Below are 16846 nucleotides of genomic sequence, written 5' to 3' on the forward strand. Positions count from 1 at the left end.
ATAGGCCTTTTGTGAGTTTAATAAATTCATAAAAGGCCTATTTGTGTCGTTTTATAGTCTATTGACTACGTAAATTGCGGAGCAGTCTACATCTTCTGCGAACCAAATTAGTACACTTATGAAAGAAATTCAAAATGACTCTCAAAATTCTGTTTCTGCTATGACGCAAGTAGTCGAAGATGTGGAGAGAGAATCCGAAATCGCGCACGAAGCAGGTAAATCATTTACGACTATTTTGAATCGTATTTCTCAAATTACAGAAAAAAATCAGTCAGTCTCTGCAACAATTTAAGAGATATCTGTTGGCTCTGAAGAGATACTAGCTTCTACTAATGAAACGGTTCAATCTTTAGAAGAGACATCATCTCATACGCAAAATATCGCTGCTTCAATGGAAGAACTATTAGCTTCCATTGAAGAAACAGTTGGAACGGCAAACTCTCTAAATGAAATGGCAATCAGTTAGAAAGACCAAGTGAAGGAGTTTACGATTTAATAAAATACAGTGGATTCCGCTTCAAGCGGACGCTTTCCGCGGGCACGGCTTCAATCTGCTCGTCGCTGAAAGAAAACATATGCTCCTGCGGTTACTCGTCGCAAAGAAGCTGGTCAAATAAAGTTTGGCTAGCTTCTTTCCTGCGGGGCTTTCAGCTCGCCGCTTTTCACTACATCCATACTGCTTATGGGAATGTATTCATGCTCTTTCTACTTAATCACTTTCATGAAAGAGGAAGAGAAAAAAAGTTCATTCGCACTTCTAGTTAGAAATAGACCATCAATTTTCCTACGAAGTAAATTTTTTATCTACTTCTCCACTTTATGTAAAAGTGGAGAAGTGTCTCTTTCTAAAAACGTACAAAGAGTATAGAATGTCACTTGCTTCTTCTATTGTCAAAAGTATTTAACAACTTGGCACGGAAGTTTTTGGCGAGCGAAAAGTGAACATTTGCCATACGATGACCAACAAGCTTTTTAAATTTTCGGTTCATCGTATAGCCCAATGCGTGCCTAGAGTGAGCGAGAAACTGGGTCACTAAGATGGTGTCCGGGCATCATTTTTCCTGGTTTTTCTTATCCGTCATTATATGACAAATCTATCTTTCAACATCACTCACACATCTAAATCCAATATTCCCTGTAGCACTATCCATTGTGTTCGAGCTTCTTGCAGCCACCCTATACCGATTACAATAAGAATGGTGACACAAATAAGAGCCCCCACGCATTGATTTTGGAGTTTGGCTATGGATACTTGCAGAGTCAATTAGTCGTTCTGGATGACTCGTGAACCAATCCGAACACCATTCCCATACATTCCCCGCCACATTATAAAGACCATATCCATTCGGTGGAAAAGACTGTGCTGGTGCCGTTCCGTGATAGCCGTCTTCTTCTGTGTTTTCATACGGAAATGACCCTTGCCAAATATTGCAGTAATGCTTGCCATTCGGATTTAATTCATCGCCCCAAGCATATTTTTTCTGCTCCAATCCCCCACGCGCTGCAAATTCCCATTCCGCTTCAGTCGGCAATCGCTTGCCCGCCCATTCACAAAAAGCCATTGCGTCGTTCCAAGAAACCTGAATAACTGGATGATCCAATCGATTCTCAATCGTAGATCCAGGTCCCTCTGGCTTATACCAATTTGCACCTTCTACAACAAGCCACCACGGGGTCCCGGGTACTTTCTGAAGGTGTTTGTGCATCTCCTTTGAGATGAATTGATAAAAGACAAATGACCATCCAAACTTTTCTGCTTCCGTTTGATAACCTGTTTCCTGAACAAATTGCTGAAACTCAGCATTCGTTACAGTATGACTATCTATGTAAAAAGGGTCCACAGTAACTTTTCGAGCAGGTCCCTCGCCATCCGTCGGAGATCCTTCTCTGTCGTTTGTACCCATGAAAAAATCTCCACCTGATAAGTAAATCATTTTTTCTTTGAATTTTACTTCCTTCGCTATTTGAATTGTTTCTTGCTTGCTATACTCCTCGTTCCGTTCCAGTAGATTAGATCTTTTCACGGAACAACAAGAAGATTGCTGAATGACTTCCTTCTCCATTATTTCCATCCCCCCAATAAATCGATTAACTATACAATATAACCCCACAAATACCTGATAATATAATGACCAGTATTGGGTGTACATGCAGTCGAATGAGTGCAAATAAAGATAAGCCAAAGATGGCGACTAGACTAAATGTATGCCAGGAAAGATCCCCAATTACATCGTTTGAAATGGCAAATTGTATCGCAGAATAAGCGATAAGCCCCGTAATAATAGGCCGCAATCCATAAAATGCAGATTTCACATATTTATTGTTATTGAATCGGAAAAAGAACTTAGCGATGATTAAAATAATAAGTAAAGACGGAAAAACCATACCTAGCGCAGAAGCGATAGCACCAGGTAACTCTGCAGTATGGTAGCCAACAAAAATGGCACAATTAGTCGCTATTGGACCAGGAGACATTCCAGCAACGGCAACCACATCTGTGAACTGCTGCGTAGTCATCCAACCATGAGCTGTTACCTCTGCTTCAATCACTGGAATCATCGCGTAGCCACCACCGAAGGAAACGAAACCAACCATTAAAAAAGTCAAAAACAACTCCACTAATTCCATATAATTCCTCCTAGTCCATCCGCTCCGATTCCTTGTCTAATTTCGTAAAAATTCCAAGGTAATTTCTAAGACGAACAACCCCAAGTCCTGTAATAATCCCACCTAGAATGACGAATACCGGATGTATTGGAAGAACGTATAAAATAACGACAGACAATACAGCAATCACCCAAGTTGCTTTATCATATAAAGAAGTTAAACCAACCTTGTAAGCAGCATATGCAATAATGGCCACAACAGACGCTCGTATTCCTATAAAAGCTGCTTCTATGTAAGGATTATTCTTAACAAGAAAAAATACAATACTTAATAACACGACAATCCAAAACGTTGGCAACAATACACCGATTAATGCGGCTATTGCACCTCTAAAACCAGCAAGTCTATATCCTATAAATATGGCTGAGTTAAGCGCAATTGCACCTGGTACAGATTGAGCAATTGCAAAAATCTCCGTTACCTCTTTAGTAGTAATCCAACCTTTTTTGCTGACCACTTCTCGTTCAATCATCGGGATCATCGCATACCCACCACCAAATGTTACAGGGCTAATTTTTAAGAAGGAAAAGAAAATTTGAATAATCAATTTCCAATCTGTGGTCATGAATTATCATCACTTGTCCTCCCTCCCTTAAGCATCCATTACGTAAATCAAGAATGCCTTTCAACAATGCAATTGGCTTCTTAATTTCAAAAAAATGAACAGACCTTTAAAGGAAAAAATTCATTAGCAACACAGTCTTTGACTCACTCCAGGCTTCACACTAAGCTATACGATGAACGGAGAAATATTAAGCTTATTGGAAGTGGCTACGCCTCTTCCAACAAGCTTTTTAGTCGTTCATCTTATGGCAAATGTTCGCCTTCCGTTCGCCGAAAGCTTCAGTACTAAGTAGTTAAACACTTTTAGCAATAGGAGAAGCAAGTACTTTCTATTTCCTCTCAAGGCAGCCAAAGATGCAATTTTGGCGGCTTCTTGTAGATTTTTAGAAAGAATCACTTCTACATGTCAATCCATTGTGTAGAAATACAAAAAGTATTTGCTGGATATGAAAATGGTCTTTACACTTCTAACAAGAATGATTGAATGACAAATTATTCTCTTTCTCAAAAGATTTCATGCACCGCTTGCTGCCTACTAAACAGAGAAGAAAGTACTTCGTAAAAGTACTAGTTTAGAAAGAACAAGACGACATTATCCTAAACTAGATAGATGTAGTAAAAAGTGGTGACTCCAGCGGGAATAGCAGTTGGATTTTACACCGAAAGCGAAGCGGCAGGTGCATGAGCTGAAAGCCCCGCAGGAAAGACACTGGTCGAACTTTATTTGGCCCGTGTCTTTGCGACGAGTAACCGCAGGAGCATATGTTTTCGCAGCGACGAGGAGATTGAAGCCATGCCCGCGGAAAGCGTCCGCTTGTATCGGAATCCACTCAATAATAATTTATTCCGTATCGCCAACTCGCTCTTTATAGCTATATAATTCCTCTTTTAACGCCTCAAGTGTTGCTGCATAACTAGGATCATGATATACATTATTCATCTCGTAAGGATCTTTCACCAAATCGAAAAGTTCCCATTCAGGAGTTCTTGAATCTTCTATAGCATCTGCACAACCTAACGCTTCTCCGTAATAATAGATCAGCTTGTATTCGTGCGTTCGCAATCCATAATGAGCTCCTACTTGATGCTCTACACTTAAATGCTCCCAATAGCGATAATACATCGATGTCTGCCAATCGTCTGGTGTGCGCCCTTCTAAAACTGGTCGTAAACTTACCCCTTGCATAAATTCCGGAATTTCAATTCCAGCATAATCAAGAAACGTTTCTGCAAAATCGACATTCATTGCAAAATCTCTCGTATCGGTTCCAGCTTTAATGGCCCGCGGATAACGAATAATAAATGGCATTCTAAGTGACTCTTCATACATAAATCGCTTATCATACCAACCATGATCTCCTAGGAAAAATCCTTGGTCTGATGTATAGACTACAATCGTATTTTCTGTAAGCCCCTCTGAATCTAAGTAATCTAACAGTCGACCTACATTATCATCAATGGATGCAATACATCTTAAATAGTCCTTTATATAACGCTGATAGTACCAGCTTTTTAGCTCCTTAGGAGTTAAACCTGTCGGCGGCTCTGCTTTTACATCGCGAGTAACCAAATCCCGATCAATTCTCATTTTAGCTTCTTTCGCAGCAGAGGATTTACCCGAATAATCATCATGGAATGTTAATGGTTCTGGGATATCTACATCCTCATACAAGTGAGCGTGCTTTTCATCTGGATCCCACGGACGATGCGGTGCTTTATGATGACACATTAGCATGAATGGTTTATCTTTTTCTCGCTTATCCATCCATTCAATCGACATATCTGTAACCAAATCCGTCGCATAACCTTGAACTGTTTTCTCTACACCCATCTCAATCATTACTGGATCATGGTAAATTCCTTGACCAGGAAAAATGTTCCAGTAGTCAAAATCAGCAGGATCATGATTGCCTCCATGTCCTAAATGCCATTTCCCAATAAGTGCAGTCTGATAGCCATTTTCGCCAAGAATTTTTTGAACAGTCGGCTGACGGCTATCAAAATTATCACCAAGTGTTTTGACTCCATTTTTATGATTATAAAGTCCAGTTATTATAGTGGCTCTACTTGGTGCACAAATGGAATTCGTACAAAAACAATTATCAAAACGCATTCCTTCATCTGCAATTCTGTCCAAATTAGGCGTTTCATTGATTCTACTTCCATAACAACTCATCGCATGTGCAGCATGATCATCACTCATTATAAAAATAATATTTGGTTGATTGCTCTTTTCCATTAATAATTTCACTCCCTAATTATGTTAGAAGCACTAAAATAAGTGCGTAAGCTTCAAATCATTTATTTTTTTTACTACTTCCTTCGTTCTCGAAGCACCAAACTTCTTTAGCAATGTACTGACTTGAGATTTAATCGTGACTACTTCTACACTTCTTTCCAAAGCAATTTCCCTTATTTTCATCCCTTGTACTAAATAACCGATTAACTCTCTTTCCGTCATCGTAAGATTCGAGATATTTTGGATAAAAAATAAAAGCCCTCTCTCCGATTGCTGCAATCGTGTGTACTCCTGCAAAACAATCTGCTGGATTTTCCCTTCTAGTAGCGGATGTCCTTTGTGGGCACTTCTTATATGATTTAATATTTCTTCCTCTGCTATACCTTTCACCATGTAGTCAACTGCACCCGTTCCCATGGCCGTCAGTATAAATTCGTCTGTTTCATGTGCTGTTAAATAAATAATTTTCTTATCTTTATCCCAATCTCTAATTAGTTCTGTAGCCACTATGCCAGCAGTTGTGTTTTCCATTTCAATATCCATTAAAATAATATCGTGGTCTACACTCTTTGCAAGCTCAACCATTTCCCTTCCGGTCGTTGCAGTTGCAACAACTTGCATATCGGTTTGGGCATTGATTAATTCTGACAAGTCTTCTAATAGCAAATGAAAATCTTCCGCAATCATAATTTTGATACATTCACTCATATATATTCACTTCTTTACACTTAAAATTTCGGAAGTAATAAATAGAATGTACTCCCATTATCCTTTTCACTTTCATATCGGAGACTTCCAAAATGTTCCCTCGCTATCGTACGTACATAGTGTAATCCCATGCCCCAATTATAATTAGAATTCTTTTTCGTAAAAAATGGCTCACAAATTTTTTTCACATCTTCCTTGCTAATGCCTATGCCATTGTCCTTCACTTCTATCACCGTATATTGCCTAACGTTGTAGCAGCTCAAAATAACCATCCCTTCATGATTCGGAAGGTCATTGATCGCCTCTTGCGCATTCGTCAAAAGATTATAGATAGCTTCACTCAAATGATTTTTATCTGCCAATACATTGCATTTGCTTATTAGCTCTACATGCACAGTTTTGTCTGGGTACTTTTGGTGAAATCGTTCCATTGCACTTTCCGTCACTTCACTCAAACGAAGTGGAATTAAATGGACAGCGCTTGTTTTCACAGATCGATACAGTTCTTCGATGCGCATTAGAATATTTTCATTTTGCTTAGACAATGCATCGGTATATTCCTTCACCTTTTCGATATCATCCAAATTACTGTTAATTCTCTTGAAAATAACACGGTTTGCGAGTAACTGATTTTTTATACTGTGCACAAACACAGATGTACCAGTACTAATTGCATCAAACTTCCTCTGTATAATAACTTCCTCTCTACTCGATTGGACGATATCATTTGTGTACTTTAACAAGCCCGTAAACCCAATGACTGCAAAAATCACATTAATAAACACGATAAAAATATACGTCCGAATGGATAAAACAGTGTTCATATAATAGATTCCCGTTTTCGAGGCATAAAATTGATACACCTGAGCAGGGTCCTGACCAAAATATAGAAAATAGAACAAAATTAACGAAAGGATGAAGGATACGATTAAGATAAACTTCCTTCTAAAAAACTCCATTTCAATAGAATAAGCTTCGTATACTAATAAGAAAATGGAAAGAATCGTATATAAAATAATCCATCCCATAGTCCCTATGGCAATAATCTGCTGAAACCCTTCGTGTATATTCGTTAAATAAAGAAAAACACTTGGATAATAAATAATAAGTGAAAGAACTGGCATTAAAAATGTAAACCTTTTCAGCCAATAGTTTCTTTGTAGCCATGGAATCATTGAAAAATGTAAAGCTAAAAAAAGTAAAAACATTGGAAACATGTATCTGCCAATTGCAATTATGTAACCCATCTCGTAGACGGTTATAAGGAAGTATTGAATCTTCGATTTTATTTCTAAGTTAAAGAAAAGAAATTCTTGCGTTTCTCTGCTTATGCCGCCTTTCTTAGCTATATACAGTAAAACACCTGAAAACATGATTGCTAGACTCATACACATTCCAAAAATGTAAAAGGTTTCTTTATTTCGTTTGAGAATTAACACTAAAATCGAAGACAAAAAAAGAAATAGCATCAGAATAATAAGCATATAGAAAATCACCCGTTCAATATACAAGAGGTCTATCCCTTTCAAAAAAGAGATAGCCCTTATATTTTATTTATTAAGATAATTCTAACTTAATTGAGTTAATAAATATATGCTTCTATTTTGCGGCGTTTTTCATCACATCAAATAATACGTATTCTTCTACTGGTCTCATTTCTTCTTTTGTTAATCTTCCCGCATCAACAAAATTCTCTTGTTGTTTTTTATAGTAACCTTCTAACGTGCCATCTTCGATCAATGTCATTAATTGTTTCGTAGTAATCCAATCACCATCACCAGTTTGTTGTAATACAGAATCTGGATCTACAGCAATTTCTTCTGCAACCCACTTAGCTACTTCACCTAAGTTGTCTACTCTGTAATCCATTGCTTTGAATAAACCTTTTGTAAATCTTAATAAAACGTCCTCATTTTTCTCAGCATATCCCGGTTTTACTAACCATGATGCGATAGATGGGAATTGATCAGCATATCGAGCGTTGTTTGATAGCATTACTGCATCATCGCCCATTTCATTTTTAATAGCATTTGTATTTGGAGACCATGTTGCTACTGCATCGACGCTACCTGAAATCATAGCTGTCACGATAGCAGATGCATCCATATTCATCAGTGTTACATCATCTTTCGTTAAACCTGCCTCTGCAAGCGTTAAATCTAGAATCGTTTCACTTGAAGTACCTGTTGCTACTGCAATTGTCTTTCCTTTTAAATCTTCTATATTCCCAACACCTTTTTTCGCACTTCCAATAACTTCATCCGCATTTCCTAATTGTGAAAATGCAAAGATTTCCGCTTCCCCTTGAATAGGTAGTACGTGCGCACCAGGTCCGATATATCCTACGTCAATGCTTCCTGATTCTAACGCAGCAATGATTGTTGGCCCATCTGCGAACTCAACTAGTTCGACTTCAATTCCTTCATCCTTGAAAGTACCTGTTTTTATACCAGCGACTACCGTGTTTAAACTTGCATAGTTCGGCATATACGCTACTTTTACTTTCGTTGTTTCTTCACCTTTAGCAGCCTCACCAGTTCCCCCATCATCCGAGCAGCCAACCAACATTAATCCAATTAGTGCGATAACCATGAAACTAAATAACTTCTTCATCGTTGTTCCTCCCTTTGTATACTGGTATAAGATGTCTTTCCTATTTCCTAACTTCAAGATACTCTTTGTAAACCTGACTCCATATATAATTCTTTGCCTCTAAAAACTCAGGAGTAATTTTCGTTTCCTGACTACGAGGATAAGGAATATTTATATCTACTATTTCTTTTATTCTCCCTGGTCTTGCGCTCATAATAATAACTCGTTGACCTAAAATGATCGCTTCATCTACATCATGCGTGATAAAAAAGCATGTTTTTTTCTCTTTTTCCCATGTATGCAGAAGTTCTTCTTGAAGCTGAGTTCTTGTTTGAGCATCCAGAGCTCCAAATGGTTCATCCATTAATAATACGCTTGGATTTGCCGCATAGGCTCTTGCTATAGCAACACGTTGCTTCATCCCACCAGATAATTCCTTCGGGTAAGAGTCTGAAAAGTCCTCCAAGTCTACCATTTTAATGTATTTCATCGCAATCCGCTCTGCTTCTTCCGCTTTCATGCCTTGTATATTTAAACCAAACTTCACATTTCCCTTTACCGTCAACCACGGGAAAAGAGCATACTGTTGAAAAACAACTCCTCTTTCCGTTCCTGTATCCTTGATTTCATGATCATCACAGAAGACTTTTCCAGATGTTGTTTTTTCTAATCCAGCAATGATATTTAATAAAGTAGACTTTCCACATCCAGATGGTCCAACGACTGTAACGAATTCATTTTCAAAAATATCAAGACTTACTCCATTTAAAGCAACAACTTCACCATTTCGGGAATTATAAGTTTTGCGCACATTATCAATCTTTAATTTCACTACTCTCTTTTCTCCTGCCATCCTGTAAACCTCCTTTCTAGCAGCTTCACCAAGCGTTCAAATATTAACCCAACAATACCAATGACTATAATGTATAAAAGCATTGGGGCCGATTCAAAGGTGTTATTTAAAGCTCGTATCCGCATTCCAAGCCCCGCAGAAGCTCCAGTAGATTCTGCCGCAATCAAAGAAGTTAAGCCCACAGCTGTACCAAGTCGAATCGCAGTCATAATAAAAGGTAATGAAGCTGGAACAATAACCTTCATGAAAATATCCTTGTCCTTCGCACCAAGTACTCTAGCCGCTTTAACCAATGTCGGATCTATATTCCGTACACCATGATAAATCGTAATAGACATTGTTAAAAATGTAGCAATAGTTATAACGATAATCTGTGGAGTTCTCCCAACACCTGCCGAAATAACAACTAATGGAACATAAGCTAATGGAGGGATATTTCGTACAAATTGAATCCAAGGCTCAATAATAAATCGAATTGGACGGTACCATGCCATCAACACAGCTACTGGAAGTGAAATCACAAATCCAATTAAAAATCCAGCCACGACTGACGTCAGACTACTTGCAATATCTTTCCAAAAAACACCACGTTGTAGCATTGTTATAACAGACTCCGAAACTAGAAAGATATTCGGAAAGCTTCTAGATGTATTTGGAATTACCGATAAAATAGTCCAAAATAAAATTGCAACTAGTAAGGATATAACTACCCACAGTTTACTAGGAACCATCTCTACCCAGCTAGATGCCTTAATTTTTCTCGTTTTTGTTTTTGTATCCGTTTTTTTTAACGCTGCATTCGCTTCTATTTTAATCACCCAATTCATTCACTTATTTAATAATTCAAATGTTATCACCAAAAAACAGTTCAAAATAGTATGAATTTTCTTAATACCTTTTTGTAAGGGTTTACATTGGGATGTGCTGAGCACTTTATTTTATATTGAATATTCTGAATTATGGTCATATAATATTTTTAAAAGGGGTATGATGACAAATGAGGAAATACTTGAAGGAGTTTGGGACTTTTCCTGACATTGCTGTGATGTTAATTATTTTATTGGCTTGTGCTGCTTTTACTGTTCCGCATGTGTTTTATTTTTGGACGTGGGTTGCTATGGGCGCAGGAATGTTGACGTATGCCACAAGTGAATATATGATCCATCGATTTTTATTTCACATTAAAGCTCCGAAAAATCCATTCATGCTGAAGATGATTAAACGATTGCATTATGATCACCATGTCGATCCTGATGATTTGAAATTATTATTTTTGCCATTATGGTTCAGCATTCCAGGGTTTGTCATTGCTGGACTTATCGTTTTCTTCCTAACAGGAAGAATGAGTTTGACGTTTGCATTTACTACCGGCTTAGTCGTTTATTTCCTTTATTATGAATGGAAGCATTATATCGCCCATAAGCCGATTCAGCCTCGCACAAAAATAGGGAAAAATATTAAAAAGCATCATCTGCTTCATCACTTTAAAAACGAAAATTACTGGTTCGGCGTCACGCATACTTCATTCGATAAAACATTAGGAACTTTTAAAGAAGGCAAGGAAGCAGATAAGAGTCCGACTGCACGTAATTTGGAAAATAGGATATAAGAGGAGGTGTACCTTTATGGGGATTAGAAATTTAGTGGTTGACCTGTAGTAGAAACACTATTACAGGGAGATGAAAATAATGGATCAATCATGGGTAAGTAATTTTTATAAAACACAATTTGAATTAACAACGTATGATTTAGAGTGGGAGAAGGAATCACTACTGGATGCTGCTCATGAAATATTTGAGCAGGTAGGTATTTCATTTTCTACAGCTTTAGATATAGGTGCTGGTGCTGGTGTTGGCGGTTTAGCAAGAGCAATGTCTAGGCTAGGAATACACATGACGACAGTTGAATTAGAGCCTAGTCTAGTAAAATTTTCGAAAACACATTCACCAAGTGACATAAATATTCATTGCGATAGCTTTTATACGATTGAGTTTGATAAACAATTTGATGTTGTTAGTTATACAGACGGTTTTGGGGTCGGGGATGACGAGGATCAGCTTCTGCTATTGAAGCGCATTGCTAATTGGATGAAGGATGATGGTTGTGCATTGATCGACATTTACCAACCTTTGTATTGGCAAAAAGCAAACGGGCAAAGTATGCGTTTTGGTCAAGCTGAGAGAAAATATGAATATGATTTTCAGTCTAAAAGGATGTTGGATCATTGGTGGCATACTGAGAAACCAAATAACATTGTCACTCAATCTTTGCGCTGTTACACAATAGATGAAATTAGTTTATTATGCCAGCAAGTCGGGCTAATAATAACAGGCATTTTTCCAAGTGGAGCATTTGATTTTGACGAACAGACTTATCAAAAGCATGCTTCACTGAACGAGTGTCTATCTTATCGGATCAAAGTGAAAAAATAAAACCTCGGTGCTGTCACAAAAGAGATTTTTATGCCGAAACGTTGATTAAACAGCGTTTCTTTATTTCCAAATTATAGTAATTTTATTGTAAAAGGGACTTATTTGACAGCCCCGTTGCGATTGATCGATTATCTGTATAGATCGATCGATTCTTCATGATATTCAACCTGTTTCCAATCTAAAAAAGGATTGGGGATAAGTTTTGCAGAATAGTATTAAAGTGAAAATAATATATATGGTGGGATATGAATGATAGAAAGAGCTACTGAAAGTGACCTGGAATTTATTCTTTCTAGGGCTGTTGAGTCGACAATGGAAGGTGCACAAATAAGAGGTAGTATTAAAAAGGAAAAAGCAATCCAAATGTTTCAATCTATTTTAGCAAATGGTGGACTTTATTTAGTGGAAAAAGATGAAGAAGGTGCTATTTTAGGATGGATACTAGTAGGAGAAAACACGGATTATTTCACAGATAAGAAGCATGGATTTATTTATGATTTGCATGCGCTGCACGAACATAGAGGAAAAGGACTTTCTAAACAATTATTGGATGAGGGCATGGCATTCTTAAAAAGTCTTGGGCATGATGAAGTGCGCTTAAATGTATACTCATCCAATTTTGCCAAAGAAATATATGCAAAGATGGGCTTTACAGAATTGAATTGTATTATGGTCGCTAGTCTTAACGAAAGTTAGGAATCTAAAAGTACCTTATTTACTTTGGTAAGGTACTTTTATTTTGATTCTAAAGAAAAGTTATTCCTTCATAATCGACGTGACGATGTGGATGGAATCCCATTCACCACCTGAGAATTTTGTAATCGGGTATTTCTGCGGAAATAGCTTATTGCGGATTACTTCAGCTGAATCTCCTACATTTTGTAAAGCTAATACATTAAGTTGGACGGATAGCAAATTGGCTAATTTTCGTTCGAGTGCCAAACGACCATCTTCTACAAATCCTTTATGGCTGCAAAAAACATCCTCAAAGTCATACGTGAGAACCCGTTCTAATGAGTGAATAATTGTAGGAATACTCTCTTCTGCTAATATGACTTTTGTCCGTTCACTTACTAGTAAGTCCCCCGTAAATAATTGACCAGTATCTCGATTTAAAAAGGCTTTATGATCATGCGCATGACCAGGGGTATCAATTACATCCCATGTCGCACTTCTCGATGTAAATGTTTCAGGCATAGATTTAGCATGAAATGGCTTTCTTCTCCCCCAAAAAAGTTGCCGATATAGAGGATAATCAGCACGTTGCGTGCAATACTCAATCGTTTTTTCATTCAAATAAATTGGAAGTTTTTTCGTTTTTTCAATATAAGCGGCGCATCCAGTGTGATCTTCATGAAAATGAGTCAGCATCACTTGATCAAAATCTGCTTCATCAATAAATGATTCAAAGTACTTATGTAAGGATCGCGATCCAGTGTCAATTAAGACACCGTCTATTAAATAACTGTACACATTTAATGACACACCTTGAAATTTAACTTCGCCATTCAAATAAGATACCCCATGTCTTTCTCCAAAGTTGGATCTCTTCTTCAACAACATATCGCCATCTCCTTTCATCAACTTAAAATATACCATAAAAGGAATCATAAACGTTATAATAATATGAATTTTCCGTCATCAAAAAGTTGTTTTTATTACAACACTGAAAAGCTAAAAACCTCCAAGAAGACTTACTCATCTTCTTGAAGGTTCCGTATTTTTCTATTTATTATTCGATTATGCTTCGTCCGGTGTGAATGTTCGAGTTGCTAAATCAGAATCTAGCATAAAGATTGCATTTGAATCGCTTTCGATTCGTTTGATTTTATTGATAAGCGTATCAAAAGTCGATTCTTCTTCTACTTGCTCGTCGATAAACCATTTTAAAAATGCCATTGTTGCATGCTCACGCTCATCTAAGGCGATATCAGATAGGTGATAAATGCGACGTGTCACTTCTTTTTCATGCGATAACGCAGTTTCAAATGCTTCTAAAACGGAAGAAAATTCATTACTAGGGCGGTCGAAACCGTCAATTGTTGCTCTATATCCTAAGTCACTCAAAAAGTTATAAAATTTCATCGCATGGTAACGCTCTTCTTCTGCTTGTACCAAAAAGAAATTAGCAAAACCGTCGTACGTTTCCGCTGTGCAATACGAAGCCATTGCAAGATACGCATGTGCAGAATAAAACTCAAAGTTCATTTGGTCGTTCAATGCTTCATGTAATTTTTCAGATAACATCGCAAAATTCCTCCCTATATGAATATGTATTGAAGGTGCAAATCCACCTGTCTATCTAAGTATACAACTAAGGGCATTTTTAATGCAATCAAGGTTGTTCACTATTTTTACACCAATGAAAACCCCACATAAAAAAATGTGGGGTTAGCAACTTATTACGATATTATTCAGGAATTACTACTTCATCTGTAGATGGTGCTTGTTCTGCTAGATTTTGTGGTTGTTGAACCTGTTCAGGCTCTTGATCAACGGGTGGGTTATTTGGGTTCTCTGGTAACTCAAAAGAGTAAGTATGTTTATTTACACCGTTTTCAGCTGTTACCACCAATCTATCTGTTATTGGATCAATATTCACAGTAAAATCTGTCCATATATCACCATTTCTCAAAAATTCATAAATTTGTTTTGAATTATCTAATGCCACGATTGCACCCAGCAAATCTTCAATTGTAATACCACTATCTGTAAAAATAATTTTGCCTGCACCTTCATTTGGCCCTTCCACTATATCTTCAATTACAATTTGCCCAATTGCTTTCTTTATTTTCGTTACTGAACTTTCTTCCTTCTCTAACTCTGGTTCAGGATCTGAAACAGGAACTGGAGGTAGAATAATCCCTAAAGCTTCAGCATGTTCTATCGTATTCAAAGTAGTTTGCACAACTTCTAGTCCAGTTACTGGGTTTTGCGGATTGAAATTATTTGATGGATCACCACTCATTAATCCATTCGCTACTGCATAACCCACATAATCTCTTGCCCATGAAGAAATAGTATCACTATCGTTAAAAGGAAGTTGCTCTCCCGAACCAGTTGCATTAAATCCTAATGCACTAACAACTACAGTAGCCAGTTCTTCTCTGTTTACAACAGTGTCTGGTGAGTAGCCACCTAAAGAACTTGCATCACTAATAAACGATCCTACTAAAAATTCAGAATGCACACTATCGAAATATCCAAAAATACCCCCAAGCGAATTATCAAAACCAGAACTAGAACTTGCATCACTAATAAACGATCTTACTAAAAATGCCGCCAATTCACCACGAGTTATGGATCCATCCGGTATAAACGATTCGTCAATAATCCCTCTGCTTATTAGTTCTTGGATATCCCCCGGATCACCAGTAAAATCGGTAGCTGCAAACGTTTCCACAGTTTTAAACGAAAGACATAATACAACCAAGCTCAGAAATAATGTTATTTTTACAATAAAACTTTTCATAAATTCCCTCTCTTCCTTTAGTACTATAATCAACTAAAAATATCACTATATTTTTATTTTGTAAATACTTTTATAACACTTTTTAGATATAAAACAATTTTTTCCCAATAACTATACTGAAATAATAACTTTCGATTGATTGCTTTCTTCTTAGCTTTAAAATATTTCTAAAAAGCCTCCTACCAAATCTGCTACCAAATCTGCTACGCATATTTTATACTCAGTTCTACTTTCTTAGAAAAAAATCCAAATAAAATCACTCGCGTGGTTACTTCCCTATGATTCGATAGGAGTATTGTCTTTCTGCTTTCCCACTCTCAGTGACATGGAACAGTACGATTTCTTCTTTTCCCCCGCCAGAAATTGGGACTGTCACGGGATCCCCAGAGTGGATGGGAGATAAAGCAGATCCATTGATGCTCACTTTTACCGTCGTACCTACTTCAAACGTCGGGGTAAGCGTAGTGGTATTATTAAACAACACTGCACTGTAATTTACTTTGTTTGGGTCAAACGCAAAATTTGGTACTGTTGTTTTCATATCGGTCAGTTTAGCACTTCTTTGACGATCGATAGTGACCGTATATACTGTTGGTCGTTGGAATGCTCCTTCAACGGTAAAAGTAAAGTCGTTCGGACCTTCATTATAAATCGTAATCCCAGCCGATTCATTATTTGCCGTTAAGGTATAACCCCATCCATCTATGATTCTCGTTAGTTTGACCCGCTCTCCCGATACTGTTCCTGGATTTACCTTAAAGGAATCCACAGCATTTGCAACGCTTGCCGTATAGGAGGTAACGGCTGGATCAAACTGCTCGTTCAGAGGCAATGTCGTCGTAAAAGTAGATAGTCGAGCGACTCCAAATGAAACACTAGCGGTTAACACAATACTGTTTCCATTTAATGTACCGGAAATGACAGCAGTTTCCTCTATCATAGAAGAGGTTAACTCTGCTGTGTACGTCCCATCTCCATTATCTGTCACGGTACCTAAGCTACCCGCAGTTGTGGTTAAAGTGATCACATCACCACCAGTTATTTTTTGGATTAATCCATCTTCGAACACTAATACCTTGATTTTTGTTGATGATAAACCATCCGCTGCAATCATAGTATTTTGTGCAATTAGTGTAGCCGATTCTGTAGGAATAATGCTATTCCTGTCTTATACCTTTTTGGCTTTCGATCAGGCCTACACCGTGCAAGCGACTTTCATCGCACACGGCGTGCCATCAGCGATACTGAATATCACTGACTGGGCTCCTTCGCTCCTGCTAGTTTTCTCCTTCTCGCATGTTACCATGCAAGTCCAAACG

17 protein-coding genes are annotated in these 16846 nt (G+C 37.6%); 4 read left to right on the forward strand and 13 right to left on the reverse strand.

Annotation, left to right across the window (positions count from 1 at the left end; all coding sequences use genetic code 11):
* Window positions 1–73 precede the first annotated feature (73 nt).
* Entirely contained in the window at window positions 74–292 is a 219-nt protein-coding gene (locus RUH95_RS12565) for a methyl-accepting chemotaxis protein (protein ID WP_313893242.1), read from the forward strand.
* Window positions 293–1094: 802 nt separating this feature from the next.
* On the opposite strand, the gene RUH95_RS12570 is transcribed toward RUH95_RS12565, so the two are convergent.
* From RUH95_RS12570 to RUH95_RS12610, 9 genes are all read right to left on the reverse strand, one after another.
* The gene (locus RUH95_RS12570; protein WP_313893223.1) at window positions 1095–2063 is read right to left on the reverse strand and encodes a formylglycine-generating enzyme family protein; all 969 of its coding nucleotides are present in this window, start codon (window positions 2061–2063) and stop codon (window positions 1095–1097) included.
* 25 nt (window positions 2064–2088) lie between these two features.
* Window positions 2089–2628, reverse strand: a complete 540-nt coding sequence (locus RUH95_RS12575) for a chromate transporter (protein ID WP_313893224.1) — start codon at window positions 2626–2628, stop codon at window positions 2089–2091.
* A gap of 10 nt (window positions 2629–2638) precedes the next feature.
* Complete coding sequence (locus RUH95_RS12580; RefSeq protein ID WP_313893225.1) at window positions 2639–3232, reverse strand: chromate transporter; 594 nt, start codon at window positions 3230–3232, stop codon at window positions 2639–2641.
* A gap of 840 nt (window positions 3233–4072) precedes the next feature.
* The gene (locus tag RUH95_RS12585; protein WP_313893226.1) at window positions 4073–5470 is read right to left on the reverse strand and encodes a sulfatase family protein; all 1398 of its coding nucleotides are present in this window, start codon (window positions 5468–5470) and stop codon (window positions 4073–4075) included.
* Between the two features lie 33 nt (window positions 5471–5503).
* Window positions 5504–6178, reverse strand: coding sequence for a response regulator (locus RUH95_RS12590; protein WP_313893227.1), 675 nt, complete (start codon window positions 6176–6178; stop codon window positions 5504–5506).
* Window positions 6179–6198: 20 nt separating this feature from the next.
* Window positions 6199–7662 carry an ATP-binding protein gene (locus tag RUH95_RS12595; RefSeq protein ID WP_313893228.1) on the reverse strand — a complete coding sequence of 488 codons (1464 nt, stop codon included), beginning with the start codon at window positions 7660–7662 and terminating at the stop codon, window positions 6199–6201.
* A gap of 115 nt (window positions 7663–7777) precedes the next feature.
* A complete protein-coding gene (locus RUH95_RS12600) occupies window positions 7778–8791 on the reverse strand; it encodes an ABC transporter substrate-binding protein (protein WP_313893229.1) in 1014 nt (337 codons plus the stop codon).
* 40 nt (window positions 8792–8831) lie between these two features.
* Entirely contained in the window at window positions 8832–9623 is a 792-nt protein-coding gene (locus RUH95_RS12605; protein WP_313893230.1) for an ABC transporter ATP-binding protein, read from the reverse strand.
* Window positions 9602–10441: an ABC transporter permease gene (locus RUH95_RS12610; RefSeq protein WP_313893231.1), complete on the reverse strand. Its 840-nt coding sequence runs from the start codon at window positions 10439–10441 to the stop codon at window positions 9602–9604. Before RUH95_RS12610 ends, RUH95_RS12605 begins: the two co-directional genes overlap by 22 nt.
* 179 nt (window positions 10442–10620) lie before the next feature.
* Here RUH95_RS12610 and RUH95_RS12615 point away from each other — a divergent pair, with 179 nt between their 5' ends.
* From RUH95_RS12615 to RUH95_RS12625, 3 genes are all read left to right on the forward strand, one after another.
* A complete protein-coding gene (locus RUH95_RS12615) occupies window positions 10621–11232 on the forward strand; it encodes a sterol desaturase family protein (RefSeq protein WP_313893232.1) in 612 nt (203 codons plus the stop codon).
* 79 nt (window positions 11233–11311) lie between these two features.
* Entirely contained in the window at window positions 11312–12055 is a 744-nt protein-coding gene (locus RUH95_RS12620; protein ID WP_313893233.1) for a class I SAM-dependent methyltransferase, read from the forward strand.
* A 249-nt stretch (window positions 12056–12304) separates the two neighbouring features.
* On the forward strand, window positions 12305–12751 hold the full coding sequence (locus RUH95_RS12625) for a GNAT family N-acetyltransferase (protein ID WP_313893234.1): 447 nt from the start codon (window positions 12305–12307) through the stop codon (window positions 12749–12751).
* Between the two features lie 60 nt (window positions 12752–12811).
* Here RUH95_RS12625 and RUH95_RS12630 read toward each other — a convergent pair whose 3' ends face one another.
* The 4 genes from RUH95_RS12630 to RUH95_RS12645 all read right to left on the reverse strand — a co-directional run bounded on the left by RUH95_RS12630 (window position 12812) and on the right by RUH95_RS12645 (window position 16683).
* Window positions 12812–13618: an MBL fold metallo-hydrolase gene (locus RUH95_RS12630; protein WP_313893235.1), complete on the reverse strand. Its 807-nt coding sequence runs from the start codon at window positions 13616–13618 to the stop codon at window positions 12812–12814.
* A 177-nt stretch (window positions 13619–13795) separates the two neighbouring features.
* Window positions 13796–14302: a ferritin gene (locus RUH95_RS12635; protein ID WP_313893236.1), complete on the reverse strand. Its 507-nt coding sequence runs from the start codon at window positions 14300–14302 to the stop codon at window positions 13796–13798.
* 163 nt (window positions 14303–14465) lie between these two features.
* Window positions 14466–15527 carry an S-layer homology domain-containing protein gene (locus RUH95_RS12640; RefSeq protein ID WP_313893237.1) on the reverse strand — a complete coding sequence of 354 codons (1062 nt, stop codon included), beginning with the start codon at window positions 15525–15527 and terminating at the stop codon, window positions 14466–14468.
* Window positions 15528–15795: 268 nt separating this feature from the next.
* Window positions 15796–16683: an Ig-like domain-containing protein gene (locus RUH95_RS12645; RefSeq protein ID WP_313893243.1), complete on the reverse strand. Its 888-nt coding sequence runs from the start codon at window positions 16681–16683 to the stop codon at window positions 15796–15798.
* Between the last annotated feature and the right edge of the window lie 163 nt (window positions 16684–16846).

Origin of the sequence: Psychrobacillus sp., from assembly GCF_032154225.1 — a bacterium.
Taxonomy (GTDB): Bacteria; Bacillota; Bacilli; order Bacillales_A; family Planococcaceae; genus Psychrobacillus.